Genomic DNA, 16,319 nt, shown 5'->3' with positions numbered 1-16,319 from the left:
CATTTAGCGCAACCATGAACCTATCCTATTTCATTGCCCGAAGATTGTCAAGCAAGAACAAAAACAGCTTTGCAAGCAGGATAATGAATATTGCCATTGCCGGTGTTGCACTTGGCTTTGCTGTGATTGTAATTGCGATATCTGCAGTCAATGGATTTCAGAAAGAAATTGAAAGTAAGGTCAAAGGTTTTAGTGGAGATATTGAAATCCGAAGAACCGGCACAACAGACAATTATGACTACCCACTTTTTGACGATTCAGTCAATTTAAATCGTGATATTGCAAAGATTCTTGGAGTGCGGTTTGTGAACAGAGTTGCTGCCAAGCCCGCTATCATCAAAGCGAATGACGAAATGCTAGGGATTATTTACAAAGGAATTGATTCAACATATCATGCTGAGTATTTCCAAAAATACATCAAACAAGGGCGAATGCCAAAGGAAAGGAATGATGTTTTGATTTCACAGTTTATGGCAAACAAACTGGGTTTAAAAATCGGTGACAAAATCCGGGCATATTTTATCAAACAGCCTGTTCGCGCAATTGCACCAACGGTATGCGGAATCTATCAGACAGGGCTCGAAGAACAAGACAAAATGCTGGCATTAGGGAGTATGGCTGATATTCAACGCATTTTTGCCGAAAGTCAAAATCAAATTTCTCATCTCGAACTATTTCTACAACCCGATACTGACCCTGAATTTGTTAGAACACAATTATTGAACAGGCTGGATTACAATCTGGATGTGCATTTAATTACAGAGTTGCAACCACAAATTTTCCAATGGCTAAACTATTTGGATGTAAACAAATACATCATTTTATCGCTTATGATTTTTGTATCGGGAATCAGCCTCATTACTGCTTTGCTCATCCTTGTAATAGAACGCACAAATATGATAGGAATCCTTAAAACATTAGGAACTTCTAATGCTGAAATCAAAAATATTTTCCTTTATAAAATTTCATACATTGCGTTCATTGGCATTCTCATTGGAAATGTGCTGGGTGTAGGATTGTGTTATTTGCAGTCCAAAACCGGGTTTCTGAAACTCAATCAAGAAACATATTACATTGATACAGTGCCCATTGACATAAATCCTGCAATGATTCTAATTGTTAACCTTGCATGTTTTGCAGTTTGTTTCTTAGCACTGATGATTCCGGTTCAAATGGTGAGCACTATTTCACCTGCCAAGAGTGTGCGGTTCGAATAATAGACTTGAGGGGTAATCAAGAGTAAGCAAATCTAAATATTTTCCTGCCCTCTTTTGTTTAATTTTGCAGTGCAATGTCTGTAAGTGTATTGAAAGACATAATTACAAACCTACCGAACAAACCCGGTGTTTATAAATACTTTGACGAAACCGACACGATTATTTACATAGGCAAAGCCAAGAACCTAAAAAAACGTGTAAGCAGCTATTTTAATAAAAACCATTATGAAAATCATAAGACTAAAGTGCTGGTTTCTAAAATTAATCGAATTGAAACGGTCGTAGTTGAAACTGAATATGATGCACTGTTGCTCGAGAATTCCTTAATCAAACAATATAAACCACGGTACAACATCAATCTAAAAGATGACAAATCGTACCCTTATATCAAAATCACCCGCGAACGTTTTCCAAGAGTTTTCCCAATTCGCAATATTGTCAACGATGGCAGCCAATATTTTGGACCCTATTCATCTGTCAAGATGATGAATGTAATGTTGGAATTAATCAAGGAATTGTATCCGTTGCGAAACTGCAACCTTAATCTCAGCGAAGAAAATATCAATAAAGGCAAATTCAGATTATGTCTAGAATATTATATTGGTAATTGCAAGGGACCTTGTGTTGGGCTACAAACAGAGGATAATTACAATCAGAATATTGAACAAATAAAATTTCTCCTCAAAGGGAATTTGAATGAAGTCAAAACGCATCTAAAAAAACAAATGAAGGAGGCAGTCACCAAACTTGCATTTGAAGATGCACACAAATACAAGATGCACCTTGAAATTATTGAAAAATTCCAAGCCAAATCAACCATCGTCCCTCCCTCTATTCAAGATGTGGAAGTGCTTAGTCTGGTGAGCGACAAAAACAAAGGTTTTGTAAACTATCTAAGGGTTACCAATGGTATCATCACAAGGGCAAGAAATCTGGAAATAAAAAAGAATCTTGATGAAACTGATGAAGACCTTATTATTGCTGCTTTTGCAGAGATTAGAAACATTGTCCCCACGTTTGCAAAAGAGCTTATACTCCCTTTTGAAATTGATATAAAAAGAAGTGAAATTAAGATTACCGTTCCGCAAAGAGGCGACAAAAAACTACTGCTGGACTTGAGTCTTAAAAACGCTTTTTACTATAAAAAGGAACGAACTCAGATATCAGAAACCCTTGACCCTGAAGTGCGTACAGACAGAGTGATGGAAAATATGAAAGAAGATTTACGTCTAACTGAACAACCACGCCATATAGAATGTTTTGACAACTCAAACTTTCAAGGAAGCGATGCCGTTTCAGCCTGTGTAGTGTTCAGAAATGGAAAACCATCCAAGTCAGATTATCGACATTTTATAGTAAAAACCATAACTGGACCTAATGACTTTGCAACAATGCACGAGGTAATCACACGTAGGTATAAAAGAATGCTTGAAGAAAATCAAAACCTGCCACAACTCATTATTGTTGATGGTGGCAAAGGTCAGTTGAGCAGTGCGGTCGAGGCGCTTAAAAGCCTTGAATTATATGGCAAAATTGCCATTATTGGAATTGCTAAAAATTTGGAAGAGCTATTTTACCCTGAAGACCCTATTCCATTGTTTCTTAACAAAAAATCTGAAACTCTGAAAATCATTCAACAAATGCGGGACGAGGCACACCGCTTTGGAATTACTCATCATAGAAACAGAAGAAGCAAAACATCGCTGAGTTCTGAATTGGATATTATATTTGGAATAGGCGAAAAAACAAAAGAAGTTTTATTGCAGTATTTTAAGTCTGTGAACAACATAAAAAAGGCGGAATTGAAAGAAATTGAGAGGCAGATTGGTGTTAAAAAAGCGCATATAGTTTTTAACCATTTCCATGAATAGCACTATGATTCAAACCTTTATAAGTATAGATATAAACCATAAAACTTATTATGAAATTAGTTGCAAAGATTAAGTAAACATTTACCTTTGCGGGTCTAATAGAGATAAGTATGACACTTTTATTTTTAGGTTCTATCGGAGGCAGTGAGTGGCTTTTAATCCTTCTTGCAATTGTATTGTTATTTGGCGGAAGAAAAATTCCTGAGCTTATGCGTGGGTTGGGTCAAGGAATCAGAGAATTTAACAATGCTAAAAACAATGTTAAAAAGGAGATTGAAGACAACATGAAAGAACAGCCCAAAGACAAAGCATAGACTAACTTGTATTGACAATGTCTTCGGCTTCCAATTCCCTATCGGAAATTCGTTCAAGAATTTTATCCGGTCAATCGTCTTGTGAGACGTTAGCAAATGGTTATTTACAAAAAATAGAGCAACACAAGCATCTTAACGCTTTTTTAGAGGTATTTGCTGATGAAACCATAGCAAAGGCTAAAGAAATTGACCAAAAATTCAAAACCGGAACAGCCGGAAAGTTAGCAGGTCTTTTTATTGGAATCAAAGACAATATTTGCTATAAAGGACATAAACTATCGGCAGCATCGAAAATATTAGAAGGATTCGAGTCGGTGTACAATGCTACTGTGGTAGAAAAGTTACTGGCAGAGGACGCAATTATTATTGGGCGTTTGAACTGTGACGAATTTGCAATGGGTGCCTCTAATGAAAATTCTGCTTTTGGTCCCGTCAAGAATTTTGTTGACAACACAAGGGTTTCCGGTGGCTCATCGGGTGGTCCTGCCGTGGCGGTCCAAGCTGGAATGTGCCATGCAAGTTTGGGTTCAGATACCGGAGGCTCTATTCGTCAACCGGCTTCTTTCTGCGGTCTGTGGGGGTATAAACCAAGCTATGGAGTTGTATCGCGATACGGACTTATTGCTTATGCTTCTTCATTTGACCAAATTGGACCTTTATCCAAATCTGCCGAAGACCTTGCACTTCTTATGGAAGTTATTTCAGGTAAAGATAATTATGATGCAACAATGCTGGAAGAATGTCCTGATTGTTATTTAGAACAGGGAGGAACCGGTAAAAAATTATCTTTTGGTGTTTTCAAAGAATGTGTTGAAAGCGAAGGCATTAACCCTGAAATCAGAGTTTATACACAACAAATTATTGAAACACTTAAAAGTCAAGGACACAATATTAATTACATTGATTTCCCTTTGATTAATTATTTGGTGCCTTGTTATTATGCCTTATCAACTGCCGAAGCGAGTTCCAACCTTTCAAGATTCAGTGGAATGCTTTATGGACACAGAAGTCCCGACAGCACAGACTTAGATTCAATGTTCAAAAAATCACGTTCTGAAGGATTCGGAAAAGAAGTAAAACGCAGAATAATGCTTGGTACTTATATGCTTACATCAGAAAAAGTAGATGCATTCTACACCAAAGCACTTAAAGTCCGCAGACAGATTAAGGAGTTTACTGATAAAGTATTTGAACAAAATGATTATATCCTAACCCCTACTACATCAACTCCGGCTTTTAAACTTGGCGAAAAATCACACGACCCTTTGACCATGTACCTTGCTGACATATTTACGGTTCATGCAAATTTAGCCGGCATTCCTGCCATCTCTATTCCTATGGCTCATTCAGCAGAAGGGCTGCCTTTTGGCATGCAACTGATGGCTCCACACGGACAAGACCCTGAGCTTATCCGCACTGCCGCATCCCTCTTTCAATCTTCTCAACAATTTTAATTACCTATGAATTGGGTATTACCTTTTGACTGGAATCCCCAGACAGACCGAAAGATTATCCCGAGTAGTCATCTCTTTTTTATGGGTTCATGTTTTGCTGAAAACATTGCACATATCTTGCTTAAAGACCGTTTTCACGTTGGACTGAATCCCTTTGGCATCCTTTATAATCCGGTGAGTATGGCAAAATCTTTTGAGTATTGTTTGCACAAAACTCAATTTGAAGAAAACAACCTTTTTCATTTTAATGAACTCTGGCACAGCGAATTGCACCATAGTTCATTTTCCGATATGAACAAAGAGCTTGTAGTGGAAAAAATCAACACTGCAATTTCAGAAGCACATCGACACATACAACAATGCGACTTCATCTTCCTGACTTTTGGTACAGCCAAGGTTTTTTGCTCTAAGAAAACAAATCAAATCGTGGGTAATTGCCATAAACGTCAAACTGTCTAATAACCTCTTACTTTTTAACACACAGATTGTTAATAAGTTATATCGAAATTAGTTGCTTAACGAATTGATTGTCAGTATATTTACTGCATGAAATTCATACAAGGCAAGGACAGAAATCAAATCACTTTCTTTTGTTTGGAAGAGCAAATTGAGCATAATAATGAAATCAGGTTTATTGAGCTGTTTGTGAACAGCATCAATTTAGCTGATGCGGGTTTTAAATTGGACTTTATTGAAAATGGGCGTCCCGCCTATCACCCTGCTGATTTGTTGAAGCTGTTTTTGTATGGTTATTTGAACCGCATACGCTCCTCGCGTCAGTTGGAAAAAGAATGTAAACGAAACATAGAATTGATGTGGCTCATGCGTGGTCTTGTTCCTGATCACAATACCATTGCCAACTTTAGAAAAGACAATCCTCAAGCCATTAAAAATGTGTTTCGTTCAACCGTCAAACTCGCACAACATTTTCAGTTGATTGGCGGTAAGTTGATTGCCGGTGACGGAACCAAACTCCGTGCACAAAACTCCAAGAAAAACAACTTTAACGAAAAAAAAATAGAGCGGCACATTGCCTATATCGATAACAAACTTGATGAGTACAACTCTATATTAGCAAGCGAAGACAAGGATTTAAGTGAGGAGAAAAAGCAAGAAATCAACAGCAAAATCAATAAGCATCAGCTGCATAAAAAACAATACCAAGATTTTCAAAAGCAATTAGAGGCAACAGGTGAAGTTCAAATTTCTACTTCTGACCCTGAATCCAGACAAATGATTGTTCGCAACAACATTACCGAGGTGGCTTATAACATCCAAAGTACCGTGGATGCCAAACTCAACATTCCAATTAATTACGAAGTTACCAATGAGAATGATTCCAAAGCCATGGGAAGCATGCTCCAGCAAGCCGTTGAAGTATTAGGAAATAATGAATTTACTGCCGTTTTTGACAAAGGCTACCACACCGGAAGTGAGTTCAAAAAAGCAGATGGACTGGGCGTAGATGTGGTGGTGGCTATTCCCGATATTTCTTCCTCTTCTATGGCTCCTGACCCTTCATACAACGTAGCCAACTTTGTTTTCAATGAAGAAGAAAACGTTTACATCTGTCCGCAGGGAAACGCACTTTCTACCAATGGTAAATGGTACAAAAAAGACCGCAATTATGAAGGAAGAAAAAAGCAGCCACCGATTTTGGTTCAGCATTACAAAACAACAGCCTGCAAAACCTGTCCACTCATCAACTCCTGCACCAAAAACACAAGAGGTAGAGGTAGGGTCATCGAGAGAACAGAATTTGCACCATACATAGAAAAAAACAAACTTCGCATGGAACAAGCCGGTGAACTCTACAGAAAACGACAAGCCATTGTGGAACACCCTTTCGGGATTATCAAACGCCAGTGGGATTTTTACTATGTCATGACCAAACAAGGAATATCAAGAGCCTCTGCCGATGTAGGCTTGATTTTCACCGCCTTTAACCTACGTAGAATCTTTAATCTTCTTGACCCAAATCTGCTTAAAAAGTTCCTCAAAGAACTTGGCTTTATTTTTTCCATTCAGAGGAGTCAATTTAAGGCGTTTTACGACACTTTCTTTTTCAAAAAGTGGGGATCATCTTCTAAAATAAATCTCATTTTAAGTTCCTGAAAGTGGAGTTATTTGCATAGTATTGCGAAAGGATTAATGAGAAATTAGGTTATTAGACGGACTGACGTCCTGCAGCGGATTTTTCGGAAAGAGTATTGGATGTAGGAGAGATTGCGGAGGCTTGGGCAAACCTGTTTTCTCTTTGTCCTGACAAAGTGTTTTATGTAAGTATCAGTCCTGTGCGCTATGTGCGGGAAGGACTGGTAGAATCCAACCACAGCAAAGCTGTTTTGCGTGTAGCTCTCATGCAGCTTGCGGAGCGGTTTCCCAATGTGCATTACTTTCCTGCATACGAACTTATTACAGATGTGTTAAGGGATTATCGTTTTTATGCAAATGATTTGGTACACCCCAATCAGCAGGCGATAGATTTTGTGTATGATTTTTTCATGGACAAGCTGTTTGACCCGCTTGCAAAGGACTATGTAAAGGAATGGCGAAAAGTTGACGCTATGCTGAACCACAAAGCTTTGAATCCGACATCTGCACAATGGAATGAATTTGAAAAGAAGCGTAATCTTTCTTTGACAGCATTCAAACAAAAGTGGAATTTATAGACTATGGATTTTCGCTTTCGTATCCTATATCTGTTTTCTTCGGCTTATTGTCCGCAGCTTGTGTAGCCAACTCGTCACATCTTTCATTAAGCGGGTGTCCGTTGTGTCCTTTCACCCAATGGAAATGGATATTCTGCATTTTGGAAACCTCTAAAAACTCTTTCCATAAATCCACATTTTTTTTGTCTTTGAAATTCTTTTTTACCCATGACTGCAACCAACCTTTATTAATAGAATCGCAGACATATTTACTGTCTGTATATATATCAATCTCCATGTTGATTCGTTTTATTTTTTTGATTGCTTCTATTACAGCCATAAGTTCCATACGGTTATTCGTTGTATTTCTGAACCCATCTGAAATTTCAAGTTTTGCATCTCCATAAATCAAAATGGCTCCATAACCGCCCGGACCCGGGTTGCCGCGCGCTGAACCGTCTGTATAGATTGAAAGTTTAGTTTTATGAGTCTTATCCATAGGTCTTTATAATCAAGGGCGATTCTATTAAATCTGCTACAACAAAAGTACTACCTCCAATAAATATCAAATCATAATCATTTGCATTATTAATTGCACTTTGCAAAGCTGCATGACAACTTGCAAAACAAGCACCTTGCAAGCCTTTGCTCATCCCCTCCTGCATCAGTTCATTGGCATCCATACCTCTGGGCACATTGGGGCGACAAAAATAATAGAGCGCATCTTTTGGAAGCAAATCCCATATCTTTTCACGCTTTTTATCCACCATCATCCCTATGACAAAGTGGAGCTTGTTAAATTGCTCTTCGTTTAATTGATTCACAACTTGTTTTATCCCATCTTCATTGTGCCCTGTGTCGGCTATAATTTTAGGAGAGTCTTCTCGCAAGATATCCCATCTGCCACGCAAGCCTGTCAATTCTTTTACATGAGAAAGTGCTTCTTTTATTTTAACTATTGAAAATAAGTAACCACAATTATTTACAAGCACTTGCAATGCTGCCCAAATTGTGCGAATGTTTTCTTGCTGGTAAATGCCCTTAAGTTGAAAGTCAACATTTTCAGTCATATTGAAATCTCCTGATTTATACAAATGACTCTCAAGAGATTTTGCTTTATTCTCAAAAACGAAATGAATATCCGGCTGATATCTTCCAATCACAACAGGAGTGTGTGGTTTAATGATTCCGGCTTTTTCAATGGCAATTTTTTCAAGTGTGTCACCAAGTATATCCGTGTGATCAAAGGATATATTTGTAATTACTGATAATTGTGGTTTGATAATATTAGTAGAGTCAAGTCTTCCACCAAGTCCGGTTTCAATGACTGCAACATCTATATTTTGACTTGCAAACCAAGAAAAAGCAATCGCTTGTGATAATTCAAAAAAGGAAGGATGTAGCTCTTCAATCAGTTCTTTATGCTTTTGTATAAATTCGACAACAAATGATTTGGGAATCATTTGTCCATTGACTCTCATTCTTTCTCTAAAATCAGTTAAATGGGGTGATGTATAGAGTGCTGTTTTATAGTCATTTGCTTGTAAAACTGCCGCTAATGAATGACTTACAGACCCCTTCCCATTTGTTCCTGCAATATGAATTGATTTAAACTTTTCATGTGGATTTCCTATTTCCGCCATGAGCAAGGAAATTTTTTCCAAAGAATACTTCAAAGCTTTTTGACCATCTCGGGAGAAAAAAGGAAGTTTAGAAAATAAATATTCAACTGTACATTGATACTCCCATTCTAAGTTATTCATGGAGTATAAGTTTAGTTTTTTATGGTGATAGTTATTTCACCAATTGTATTCATATTGTCATTTGAAGAGGAAAGTTTAACTTTTTTTACCAGAGCAACCGCTTCAGCCATTAGACAAGGGTCCGAAACGTTTGTACCTCTTTCACCTGTTGAAGGATTCATTACTGCTGTTACCGTTCCATTTGGTGCCACTTCTACTTTAAATACAACCCTACCACCTTTAGCGTTGGTGCATGCACTTCTGATGGTTGGTGCATAACTGATTTTCCTAGTACCAAATCCATGTCCCAATTTAAATCCATCACCTGGTCCGGTTCCGGGACCATTTCCGGGTCCATCACCAGAACCACTACCGGTTCCTGTTCCATCTCCACCGTTTCCACCTACAGGCGAATTACCCTTGCCATTTGGATCACCTTGCGTACCTTGGTTTTTGCCATTACCTTGTCCTTTGCTATCCTTAGTAGTTTTAAAAAGATTATCTAAATCATTTGAGATTGTTTTCTCCGGTACCGGTACTTCCTGATTTTGTGGAGTGGTCTGTGTTTGAGTCTGAGACGTTTTATCTTGTTTATTATTCAAAGCTACTCCATCATTTTGATGTGTAGCAAAATTTTCTTCCGGTTCGACATATTTGGAAGATACTGGCACAGTTCTCTCACTCGCGGGGCTATTATCAGGACCGCCTTGATTAGGGTCGCCCATTTGAACCTCAACACCTCCCCCGCCACCGCCTGCTTCTTCATCTAATACATTCCTGAATCCTGCGAATATTAGTAAGATAATAATCAATACACTCACAATTCCGGTAAAAAAGCCGGCTTTGACTTTGTCTTCTTTTTCGTTTTTACTTGAGAAAATACGCATCTCCGGAATTTGTTTAATTACAACGTACTACTTTACTTTTTAGTGTCTTTATCCAATGCCAGTACTACTTTAGCGCCTAAATTGTCGGCTACTTTGACCAATTCCATTACTTTTTCGTATTGTACTCTTTTATCGCCATAAACAGCAACTACTGCATCGGGGTTATTGCTTAATGCCGATTGTATAGCAGAAGGTAAATTCTCAAATGATAAAATTTTATCATCAACAGAATAGCGTCCGTCTTCTGTAACAGCAACTTTTACACTTTGGGTAGTAAGTTTCTTATCAGGATTGGCTTTGGGCAACAGGACTCTAAGTACCGGTTCGCGTACAACTGTTGAAGTAAGAATAAAAAATATCAGCAATAAAAAAACTATATCAGTCATGGAAGACATGCTGAATTCAGTGCTGATTTTAGACTTTCTTTTTAAGGACATAATTCAATTGTGATTATGGTAAAACTTATTCAGAAGGTTGTTGTAGCAAATCCAAAAACTCCACAGAGGTAACTTCCATTTTATAGATAACTTTTTCAATCATCCCTGTGAGCATATTATATCCCAGATAAGCCATAATACCCACAATCAGCCCGGCCACCGTGGTAACCATTGCTTGATATAAGCCGGAACTTAGATCACCCGGTGTAACTGAATCACCGGCAAGTGCCAAAGAATGAAAAGTTAAAATCATTCCGGTAACCGTACCCAAGAATCCAAGCATTGGAGCAGCTCCGGCAATGGTCGCAAGAAATGGCATCCTTTTCTCTAACTTATAGATTTCAAGTTTGCCGGTATTTTCAACAGCAGTTCCAATATCCTTTAGTGGTCTGCCTATACGAGAAATACCTTTTTCAACCATGCGTGCAACGGGAGAATCAGTTTTTTCACATAGTTTCTGTGCACCCGCAATATTATCATTCAGCACCATGTCTTTGATTGTAGCCATAAAATTGGGGTCTAATTTACCGGCTCTTTTAATGTTTAGATATCGTTCTGTCATTAAATAGACAGCAAAAATTAACATAATACCGATAGGTATCATAATCGGACCTCCGGTTAGCATTAAGTCCCAAAGCTTTAATTCTTCGTTTTGGGGGGGTGTGTTTGCGACTGATTGTACTGCGCTCTCAGCTTGCTGGATTTGCAGCAATGTGAATAAGAATATTTGATTCATGTTTTATTTAAAAGATGTGATGTGTGCTTGAGGTATTATTTTTTGGACTTCTTTGAGTTGAATTTCTGCATCTTCTATTGAAGAGAATTTTCCGCATTGGATTTTTGTAAGCCTACTGTTTGAAGGCTTAACCGGGTGTACATCAAATCCATTTTGAGTTAATAATTCCATTCTCCTCTGAGCATTATCTTCATGCAGAAATGCACCTGCCAAAATAGTGTAAATACCTTCTTCGTCAAGAATTTCATCTACATCTTTCGTTGTTGATTGTACTGAATTTTGTACACCGGACTCCGAAGTAATTTCGTTTGAGATTATATTGGTTGTTGTATTGGTATAGGATTCAGTCGTTTGACTATCGCTATTCACAATATTATTTTGAAAAGAGTAGCCCGAATCTTGTTCGGGTGTAATATCTTGAATTGAAGGGACATCTTCTGGTTCTTGAACTTGGGGAGTAGAATCTAAAGCAGGTATAATTTGAGCTTGTTGAAACATACCTAAGTTATTATTTTCAAATACAGTAAAATATAAAACTGCACTCACACCTACCAATAGAATTAATGAAGCTGCAATCTTTAGAGGCAATCTCTTCTTTTTTATTTTTTGAGCAGTTAACAAAGTCGGTTGCACTACCTCTTTTTCGTACTTTGCTCTAATTAATTCTTCTTTCTTATCCTTAAGTTCTGAATCTTGAATAATAGTTTTGGCTACAATTGTTTCCAATCCGAAAGTCGTTTTGGAAAAATTCAAAGTTGGGGATGGTGCAAACCATTTTTTGCCTTCAGCATTCACAAAGAAAGTTCCGAGATGTCCAAATTTAAATTTACCCGTAAATGAAATCTGCTGTTCAGTATTTTTTACCCATTGGGCGAGTAATTCAAGTGCCTCTTGATACGTTATTCCTTTTTCAGCGGCAATATGATTTGCCAATAAGCCGTCATTCTGTTGCAATGCCATATTAAAAAACAACATAGCACCTTTAGGTTTGATAGTATGTGCAAGGTGGTCTAAAACGGTGGGATGTGTTCTTTTAATAAAACCGCCAAAATCAGGTATAATGACACAATCGTTGTCAAATAATAAGCTGTGTATATTTTGTTCCGGTGTTAGCATTGAGCAGAAGGGCAAATTTAAAAAAAAACTACAATTACCCTACTTGTGCAATCGTGTTATTTCCTGCATATTGTCCGGCTTTCAGTCTTTTTTGTACTTCGGAGAATGCAGCAATAGTTTCTTCAACATCTTGTAGTGTGTGTGCTGCTGTGGGAATAAGTCGGAGTAAAATTACGCCTTTAGGCACAACAGGATATACCACTATTGAACAAAATATGTTGAAATTTTCTCTTAAATCAAGAGTTAGATAGGTTGCCTCCTCAACGGTACCACTCAGAATAACGGGGGTTACAGGCGTAGTAGTAACTCCAATATTAAATCCTGCATTTTTCAACCCTGTTTGCAGAGCACGTACAATATTCCATAGTTTTTCTTTGTGTTCAGGTTGTGAGCGCAATAGTTCCAACCTTTTCAAGGCACCTACAACGATTGGCATAGGCAGTGATTTAGCAAAAATCTGAGAACGCATATTATAACGCAGATAATCAATAATAGTTTTTTCTCCGGCAACAAATGCACCTATCAAAGCCATTGATTTGGCAAATGTTGAGAAGTACAAATCTATTCCATCCTGTATCCCTTGTTCTTCGCCTGTACCCGCTCCGGTTTTGCCCATTGTACCAAAACCATGTGCATCATCTACAAATAGTCTAAATTGAAATTTTTTCTTAAGCTCAATAATCTCTTTCAACTTACCTTGACTTCCGCTCATTCCAAAAACTCCTTCTGTTATTACAAGGATTCCACCACCGGTTTGGTCTATCACTTTTTTCGCGTGCCCTAACTGTTTTTCAAGACTTTCTATATTATTATGACTATATACAAATCTTTTGCCTGCATGCAAGCGAACGCCATCTATAATACATGCATGTGCTTCTGCATCATAAACTATCACATCATGACGTCCAACAAGTGCATCAATAATAGAGACAACGCCTTGATAACCATAGTTCAACAAGTAGCAATCTTCTTTGTGTACAAACTCAGCTAAATTTTTCTCAAGCAATTCGTGATTATCGGAATTACCACTCATCATTCTAGCACCCATAGGCAAAGCAAGTCCATATTCTTTTGCAGCCTCAGCATCCACTTTTCTCACTTCGGGCTGATTAGCCAAACCCAAATAATTGTTTAGACTCCAAATCAAAAGTTTTTTTCCTCTAAACACCATGCGATTTGAAATATCACCTTCAAGTTTTGGAAAAGTAAAATATCCATGAGCCTCTTTATGGTAAGTTCCCAAAGGACCCATATTTTCCTGCAATTTTTTAAATATGTCTGCCATTTTTTTGTATCTAATTTTCGGCTGCGAAAGTAGTGTAATTGCTTGGCAAAATTTCACCATGACTAAGCTGCTTTTCTCAACAAATAACACATATTACAATATATCTATCGAAACATCTTTCAACGCGTCTTCAAAACTTTCATTCGTCATTAAATATATTACCTTTGCGCCCTCGAAAAAAGACAGATGGACAGAAACTCGATTATTGGCTTACTCCTTATTTTAGGCATTCTCATTGGCTATTCTTATCTCAATCAACCCAGCGCAGAACAACTTGCCGAAAGAAAGCACATTAGTGATTCTATTGCTTCGGTTAAAATTCAACAAGAACACGAAGCCAAAGCTCAGATGGCTTCTATTGATACTATTGTAAAAGAAGTTGTACAAGATTCGCAGGCATTACAAGCGCGTTTTGGTGAAATTTCACACAAGTTTTTTGGTGAAGAAAAAGAATACACTCTTAAAAACAATGATATCAAGGTTACAATCTCCAATAAAGGTGCAAGAGTAAACAAAGTTCAGGTGCTCAAATACCTTCGTGCCGATACAACCAAAAATAGAGACTTGATTCTTTTTGATAAAGATGACGCAAATGATTATTTTGTATTTAACACTAAGAATGACGCATTTTATACAAACAAAGTATATTGGGATTTAGTTAAACAAGACAGCAATAAACTTACATTCCGACTCAACTTTGATGCAAACTCCTATATCGAATCTATCTACCAAATTGACTCGGATGGATATGGCTTGAACCAACAGTTTGCGCTTGTGAATATGGATCAGTATATTCAACCCAATTCTTTACTCACCTATTACAAAGAAGTTGAGGTACCAAAACAAGAGCTAATAGCAGAAACAGAACGTTTGAAATCTACAATCTATTATCGGTATATTGGTGATAAGCCTGATTATATTAGTGAAACTAAATATAAATCAGAGAATTTAAAAGCTCCGATTCAATGGGTTTCATTCAAACAACAGTTTTTTAATAATACCGTCATTCTAAAGGAAGGTTTTCAAAAGGATGGCGAGGTTACCGTAGACTCTGCAAAGAACCAACTTGAGGATATCAAACTATATAAAGCGCAACTCGATTTACCCTTTGAAAATAAAAGTAATGAGGTATTCAATTTGAGATTTTTTTATGGACCCAATCATTTCAAAACACTTAAAGCAGAAGGTGTTGAGCTAGAAGACATCATCCCTTTGGGCTGGACTCTTTTCCGTTGGGTTAATCAGTTTTTGGTCATTCCTACCTTTGCCTTTTTAAGTAAATATATAGGAAACTTCGGGATTATCATTCTGTTGCTAACCATTTTTATTAAGATGCTTTTATTTCCTCTGGTTTACAAGTCTTATTTATCAACGGCTAAGATGAGATTACTCAAGCCCGAACTTGATGAAATTAAAGAGAAAAACAAGGGAGATATGGCAAAAACCCAGATGGATACCATGAATTTGTATAAGAAAGCCGGAGTAAGTCCCATGGGGGGCTGCTTGCCGATGCTCTTGCAATTTCCTATTCTGATTGCCATGTTCAGTTTCTTCCCTTCTTCTTTTGAACTTAGGCAACAATCATTCTTGTGGGCAAGTGACCTTTCTCAATATGACTCTATTTTTAATTTTCCCGGTGGTTTTTCTATACCTTTTTACGGGAATCATGTCAGTTTGTTTACATTATTGATGACTGCATCAACAATTATTTATACAAGGCTTAACAATCAACTGACAGCTGCAGGTGCACAAATGAAAATCATTTCATATGTAATGCCAATCATGTTCCTTGGTTTCTTCAACAATTATCCTGCTGCACTTAGCTATTATTACTTTTTGGCTAATATGATAACCTTTGGACAACAAGCCATTTTCAAACGTTTTGTGGATGAAGACAAACTACACAAACAAATTGCTGAAAACAAGAAAAAGAAAGTAAATCTCAAGAAAAGTTATTTCCAAAAAAGAATGGAAGACTATGCTAAGAAAAAAGGAATTGACCCTTATACTGGCAAAAGAAAATAGCCTAAACCATCTATGACATTAGGGTTTAATTACGATAGGTCATACAAATTACAACGAGTATTTATTTTATTACTCATCATATTAATTGCAAGTTGTAGCAGACCTCAATCTAATCAACCTAAAAATCTGATTGCGGATCAAACCATGAGCCAAATAGTTGCAGAGCTCAAAATAATTGATGCTGCTTATCAATCCGGAGTGGCACCTAAAGGAGCAGAAGAATCCCAAAAATCAGTGCGCATTGACACTGCTGATGGTCCAAAACAAAAGACATCCGTCTTAGAATCATTAAAAGAGATAGTAACAACTAAAGAAGGACAAGAAGCAATTAGCTATGAACCCACTGAATCCAAACCTGTTACAAGTGTCAAAAGAGTGTATAAGGGTAATGTTGGTGCTGATTATGAATTTGTTTTTAACAAACATAAAGTGACACGACAACAGTTTGAGCAAAGCCTTGATTACTATTCAAAGAATCCTGACCTTTTTCAACCTATTTTAGAAAAAGCATTGGAAATTCTTACCCGATATGAAATTCAAGTAACTAAAGATTAAGGAGTTATCAAATTTCACATGACTCATTA

General features: G+C 37.3%; 16 protein-coding genes. 9 read left to right on the top strand and 7 right to left on the bottom strand.

Features of this window, described 5'->3' with window-relative positions; translation table 11 throughout:
- Positions 1-14: 14 nt before the first annotated feature.
- From M9892_10195 to M9892_10165, 7 genes are all read left to right on the top strand, one after another.
- Entirely contained in the window at positions 15-1,217 is a 1,203-nt protein-coding gene (locus M9892_10195) for an ABC transporter permease (GenBank protein ID MCO5254720.1), read from the top strand.
- A gap of 74 nt (positions 1,218-1,291) precedes the next feature.
- Positions 1,292-3,088 (top strand): excinuclease ABC subunit UvrC, encoded by a 1,797-nt coding sequence (gene uvrC, locus M9892_10190; protein ID MCO5254719.1) that lies wholly within the window; start codon positions 1,292-1,294, stop codon positions 3,086-3,088.
- 110 nt (positions 3,089-3,198) lie between these two features.
- Positions 3,199-3,402: a twin-arginine translocase TatA/TatE family subunit gene (locus tag M9892_10185; GenBank protein MCO5254718.1), complete on the top strand. Its 204-nt coding sequence runs from the start codon at positions 3,199-3,201 to the stop codon at positions 3,400-3,402.
- A 17-nt stretch (positions 3,403-3,419) separates the two neighbouring features.
- Positions 3,420-4,856 (top strand): Asp-tRNA(Asn)/Glu-tRNA(Gln) amidotransferase subunit GatA, encoded by a 1,437-nt coding sequence (gene gatA / locus M9892_10180; protein ID MCO5254717.1) that lies wholly within the window; start codon positions 3,420-3,422, stop codon positions 4,854-4,856.
- Positions 4,857-4,862: 6 nt separating this feature from the next.
- Complete coding sequence (locus M9892_10175; protein ID MCO5254716.1) at positions 4,863-5,315, top strand: GSCFA domain-containing protein; 453 nt, start codon at positions 4,863-4,865, stop codon at positions 5,313-5,315.
- 87 nt (positions 5,316-5,402) lie between these two features.
- Entirely contained in the window at positions 5,403-6,971 is a 1,569-nt protein-coding gene (locus M9892_10170; protein ID MCO5254715.1) for an IS1182 family transposase, read from the top strand.
- Positions 6,972-7,066: 95 nt separating this feature from the next.
- Complete coding sequence (locus M9892_10165; GenBank protein MCO5254714.1) at positions 7,067-7,528, top strand: GSCFA domain-containing protein; 462 nt, start codon at positions 7,067-7,069, stop codon at positions 7,526-7,528.
- 1 nt (position 7,529) lies between these two features.
- On the opposite strand, the gene rnhA is transcribed toward M9892_10165, so the two are convergent.
- From rnhA to M9892_10130, 7 genes are read right to left on the bottom strand one after another with little or no spacing between them, the layout of a single operon-like run.
- Positions 7,530-8,006 (bottom strand): ribonuclease HI, encoded by a 477-nt coding sequence (gene rnhA / locus M9892_10160; protein MCO5254713.1) that lies wholly within the window; start codon positions 8,004-8,006, stop codon positions 7,530-7,532.
- On the bottom strand, positions 7,999-9,270 hold the full coding sequence (locus M9892_10155; GenBank protein MCO5254712.1) for a Mur ligase family protein: 1,272 nt from the start codon (positions 9,268-9,270) through the stop codon (positions 7,999-8,001). Before M9892_10155 ends, rnhA begins: the two co-directional genes overlap by 8 nt.
- Positions 9,271-9,281: 11 nt before the next feature.
- Positions 9,282-10,136, bottom strand: a complete 855-nt coding sequence (locus tag M9892_10150; protein ID MCO5254711.1) for a hypothetical protein — start codon at positions 10,134-10,136, stop codon at positions 9,282-9,284.
- A 32-nt stretch (positions 10,137-10,168) separates the two neighbouring features.
- A complete protein-coding gene (locus M9892_10145) occupies positions 10,169-10,573 on the bottom strand; it encodes a biopolymer transporter ExbD (GenBank protein MCO5254710.1) in 405 nt (134 codons plus the stop codon).
- Between the two features lie 25 nt (positions 10,574-10,598).
- On the bottom strand, positions 10,599-11,309 hold the full coding sequence (locus M9892_10140; GenBank protein MCO5254709.1) for a MotA/TolQ/ExbB proton channel family protein: 711 nt from the start codon (positions 11,307-11,309) through the stop codon (positions 10,599-10,601).
- A gap of 3 nt (positions 11,310-11,312) precedes the next feature.
- The gene (locus M9892_10135; protein MCO5254708.1) at positions 11,313-12,425 is read right to left on the bottom strand and encodes an SPOR domain-containing protein; all 1,113 of its coding nucleotides are present in this window, start codon (positions 12,423-12,425) and stop codon (positions 11,313-11,315) included.
- Between the two features lie 34 nt (positions 12,426-12,459).
- Positions 12,460-13,710, bottom strand: coding sequence for a pyridoxal phosphate-dependent aminotransferase family protein (locus M9892_10130; protein ID MCO5254707.1), 1,251 nt, complete (start codon positions 13,708-13,710; stop codon positions 12,460-12,462).
- 186 nt (positions 13,711-13,896) lie between these two features.
- Here M9892_10130 and yidC point away from each other — a divergent pair, with 186 nt between their 5' ends.
- The gene (gene yidC, locus M9892_10125; GenBank protein ID MCO5254706.1) at positions 13,897-15,735 is read left to right on the top strand and encodes a membrane protein insertase YidC; all 1,839 of its coding nucleotides are present in this window, start codon (positions 13,897-13,899) and stop codon (positions 15,733-15,735) included.
- Between the two features lie 12 nt (positions 15,736-15,747).
- Positions 15,748-16,290 (top strand): DUF4296 domain-containing protein, encoded by a 543-nt coding sequence (locus M9892_10120; protein MCO5254705.1) that lies wholly within the window; start codon positions 15,748-15,750, stop codon positions 16,288-16,290.
- The last annotated feature ends 29 nt before the right edge of the window (positions 16,291-16,319 follow it).

The organism is Bacteroidota bacterium (assembly GCA_023957335.1).
Lineage (GTDB): Bacteria > Bacteroidota > Bacteroidia > NS11-12g > UBA955 > JALOAG01.
This window is presented reverse-complemented; position numbering and strand designations above follow the sequence as displayed.

What these genes read in the sequence shown, in the direction of transcription:
- M9892_10195 (MCO5254720.1), top strand. Translation starts at nt 15, where the DNA reads ATGAACCTATCCTATTTCATTGCCCGAAGATTGTCAAGCAAGAACAAA.
- uvrC (MCO5254719.1), top strand. Translation starts at nt 1,292, where the DNA reads ATGTCTGTAAGTGTATTGAAAGACATAATTACAAACCTACCGAACAAA.
- M9892_10185 (MCO5254718.1), top strand. Translation starts at nt 3,199, where the DNA reads ATGACACTTTTATTTTTAGGTTCTATCGGAGGCAGTGAGTGGCTTTTA.
- gatA (MCO5254717.1), top strand. Translation starts at nt 3,420, where the DNA reads ATGTCTTCGGCTTCCAATTCCCTATCGGAAATTCGTTCAAGAATTTTA.
- M9892_10175 (MCO5254716.1), top strand. Translation starts at nt 4,863, where the DNA reads ATGAATTGGGTATTACCTTTTGACTGGAATCCCCAGACAGACCGAAAG.
- M9892_10170 (MCO5254715.1), top strand. Translation starts at nt 5,403, where the DNA reads ATGAAATTCATACAAGGCAAGGACAGAAATCAAATCACTTTCTTTTGT.
- rnhA (MCO5254713.1), bottom strand. Translation starts at nt 8,006, where the DNA reads ATGGATAAGACTCATAAAACTAAACTTTCAATCTATACAGACGGTTCA.
- M9892_10155 (MCO5254712.1), bottom strand. Translation starts at nt 9,270, where the DNA reads ATGAATAACTTAGAATGGGAGTATCAATGTACAGTTGAATATTTATTT.
- M9892_10150 (MCO5254711.1), bottom strand. Translation starts at nt 10,136, where the DNA reads ATGCGTATTTTCTCAAGTAAAAACGAAAAAGAAGACAAAGTCAAAGCC.
- M9892_10145 (MCO5254710.1), bottom strand. Translation starts at nt 10,573, where the DNA reads ATGTCCTTAAAAAGAAAGTCTAAAATCAGCACTGAATTCAGCATGTCT.
- M9892_10140 (MCO5254709.1), bottom strand. Translation starts at nt 11,309, where the DNA reads ATGAATCAAATATTCTTATTCACATTGCTGCAAATCCAGCAAGCTGAG.
- M9892_10135 (MCO5254708.1), bottom strand. Translation starts at nt 12,425, where the DNA reads ATGCTAACACCGGAACAAAATATACACAGCTTATTATTTGACAACGAT.
- M9892_10130 (MCO5254707.1), bottom strand. Translation starts at nt 13,710, where the DNA reads ATGGCAGACATATTTAAAAAATTGCAGGAAAATATGGGTCCTTTGGGA.
- yidC (MCO5254706.1), top strand. Translation starts at nt 13,897, where the DNA reads ATGGACAGAAACTCGATTATTGGCTTACTCCTTATTTTAGGCATTCTC.
- M9892_10120 (MCO5254705.1), top strand. Translation starts at nt 15,748, where the DNA reads ATGACATTAGGGTTTAATTACGATAGGTCATACAAATTACAACGAGTA.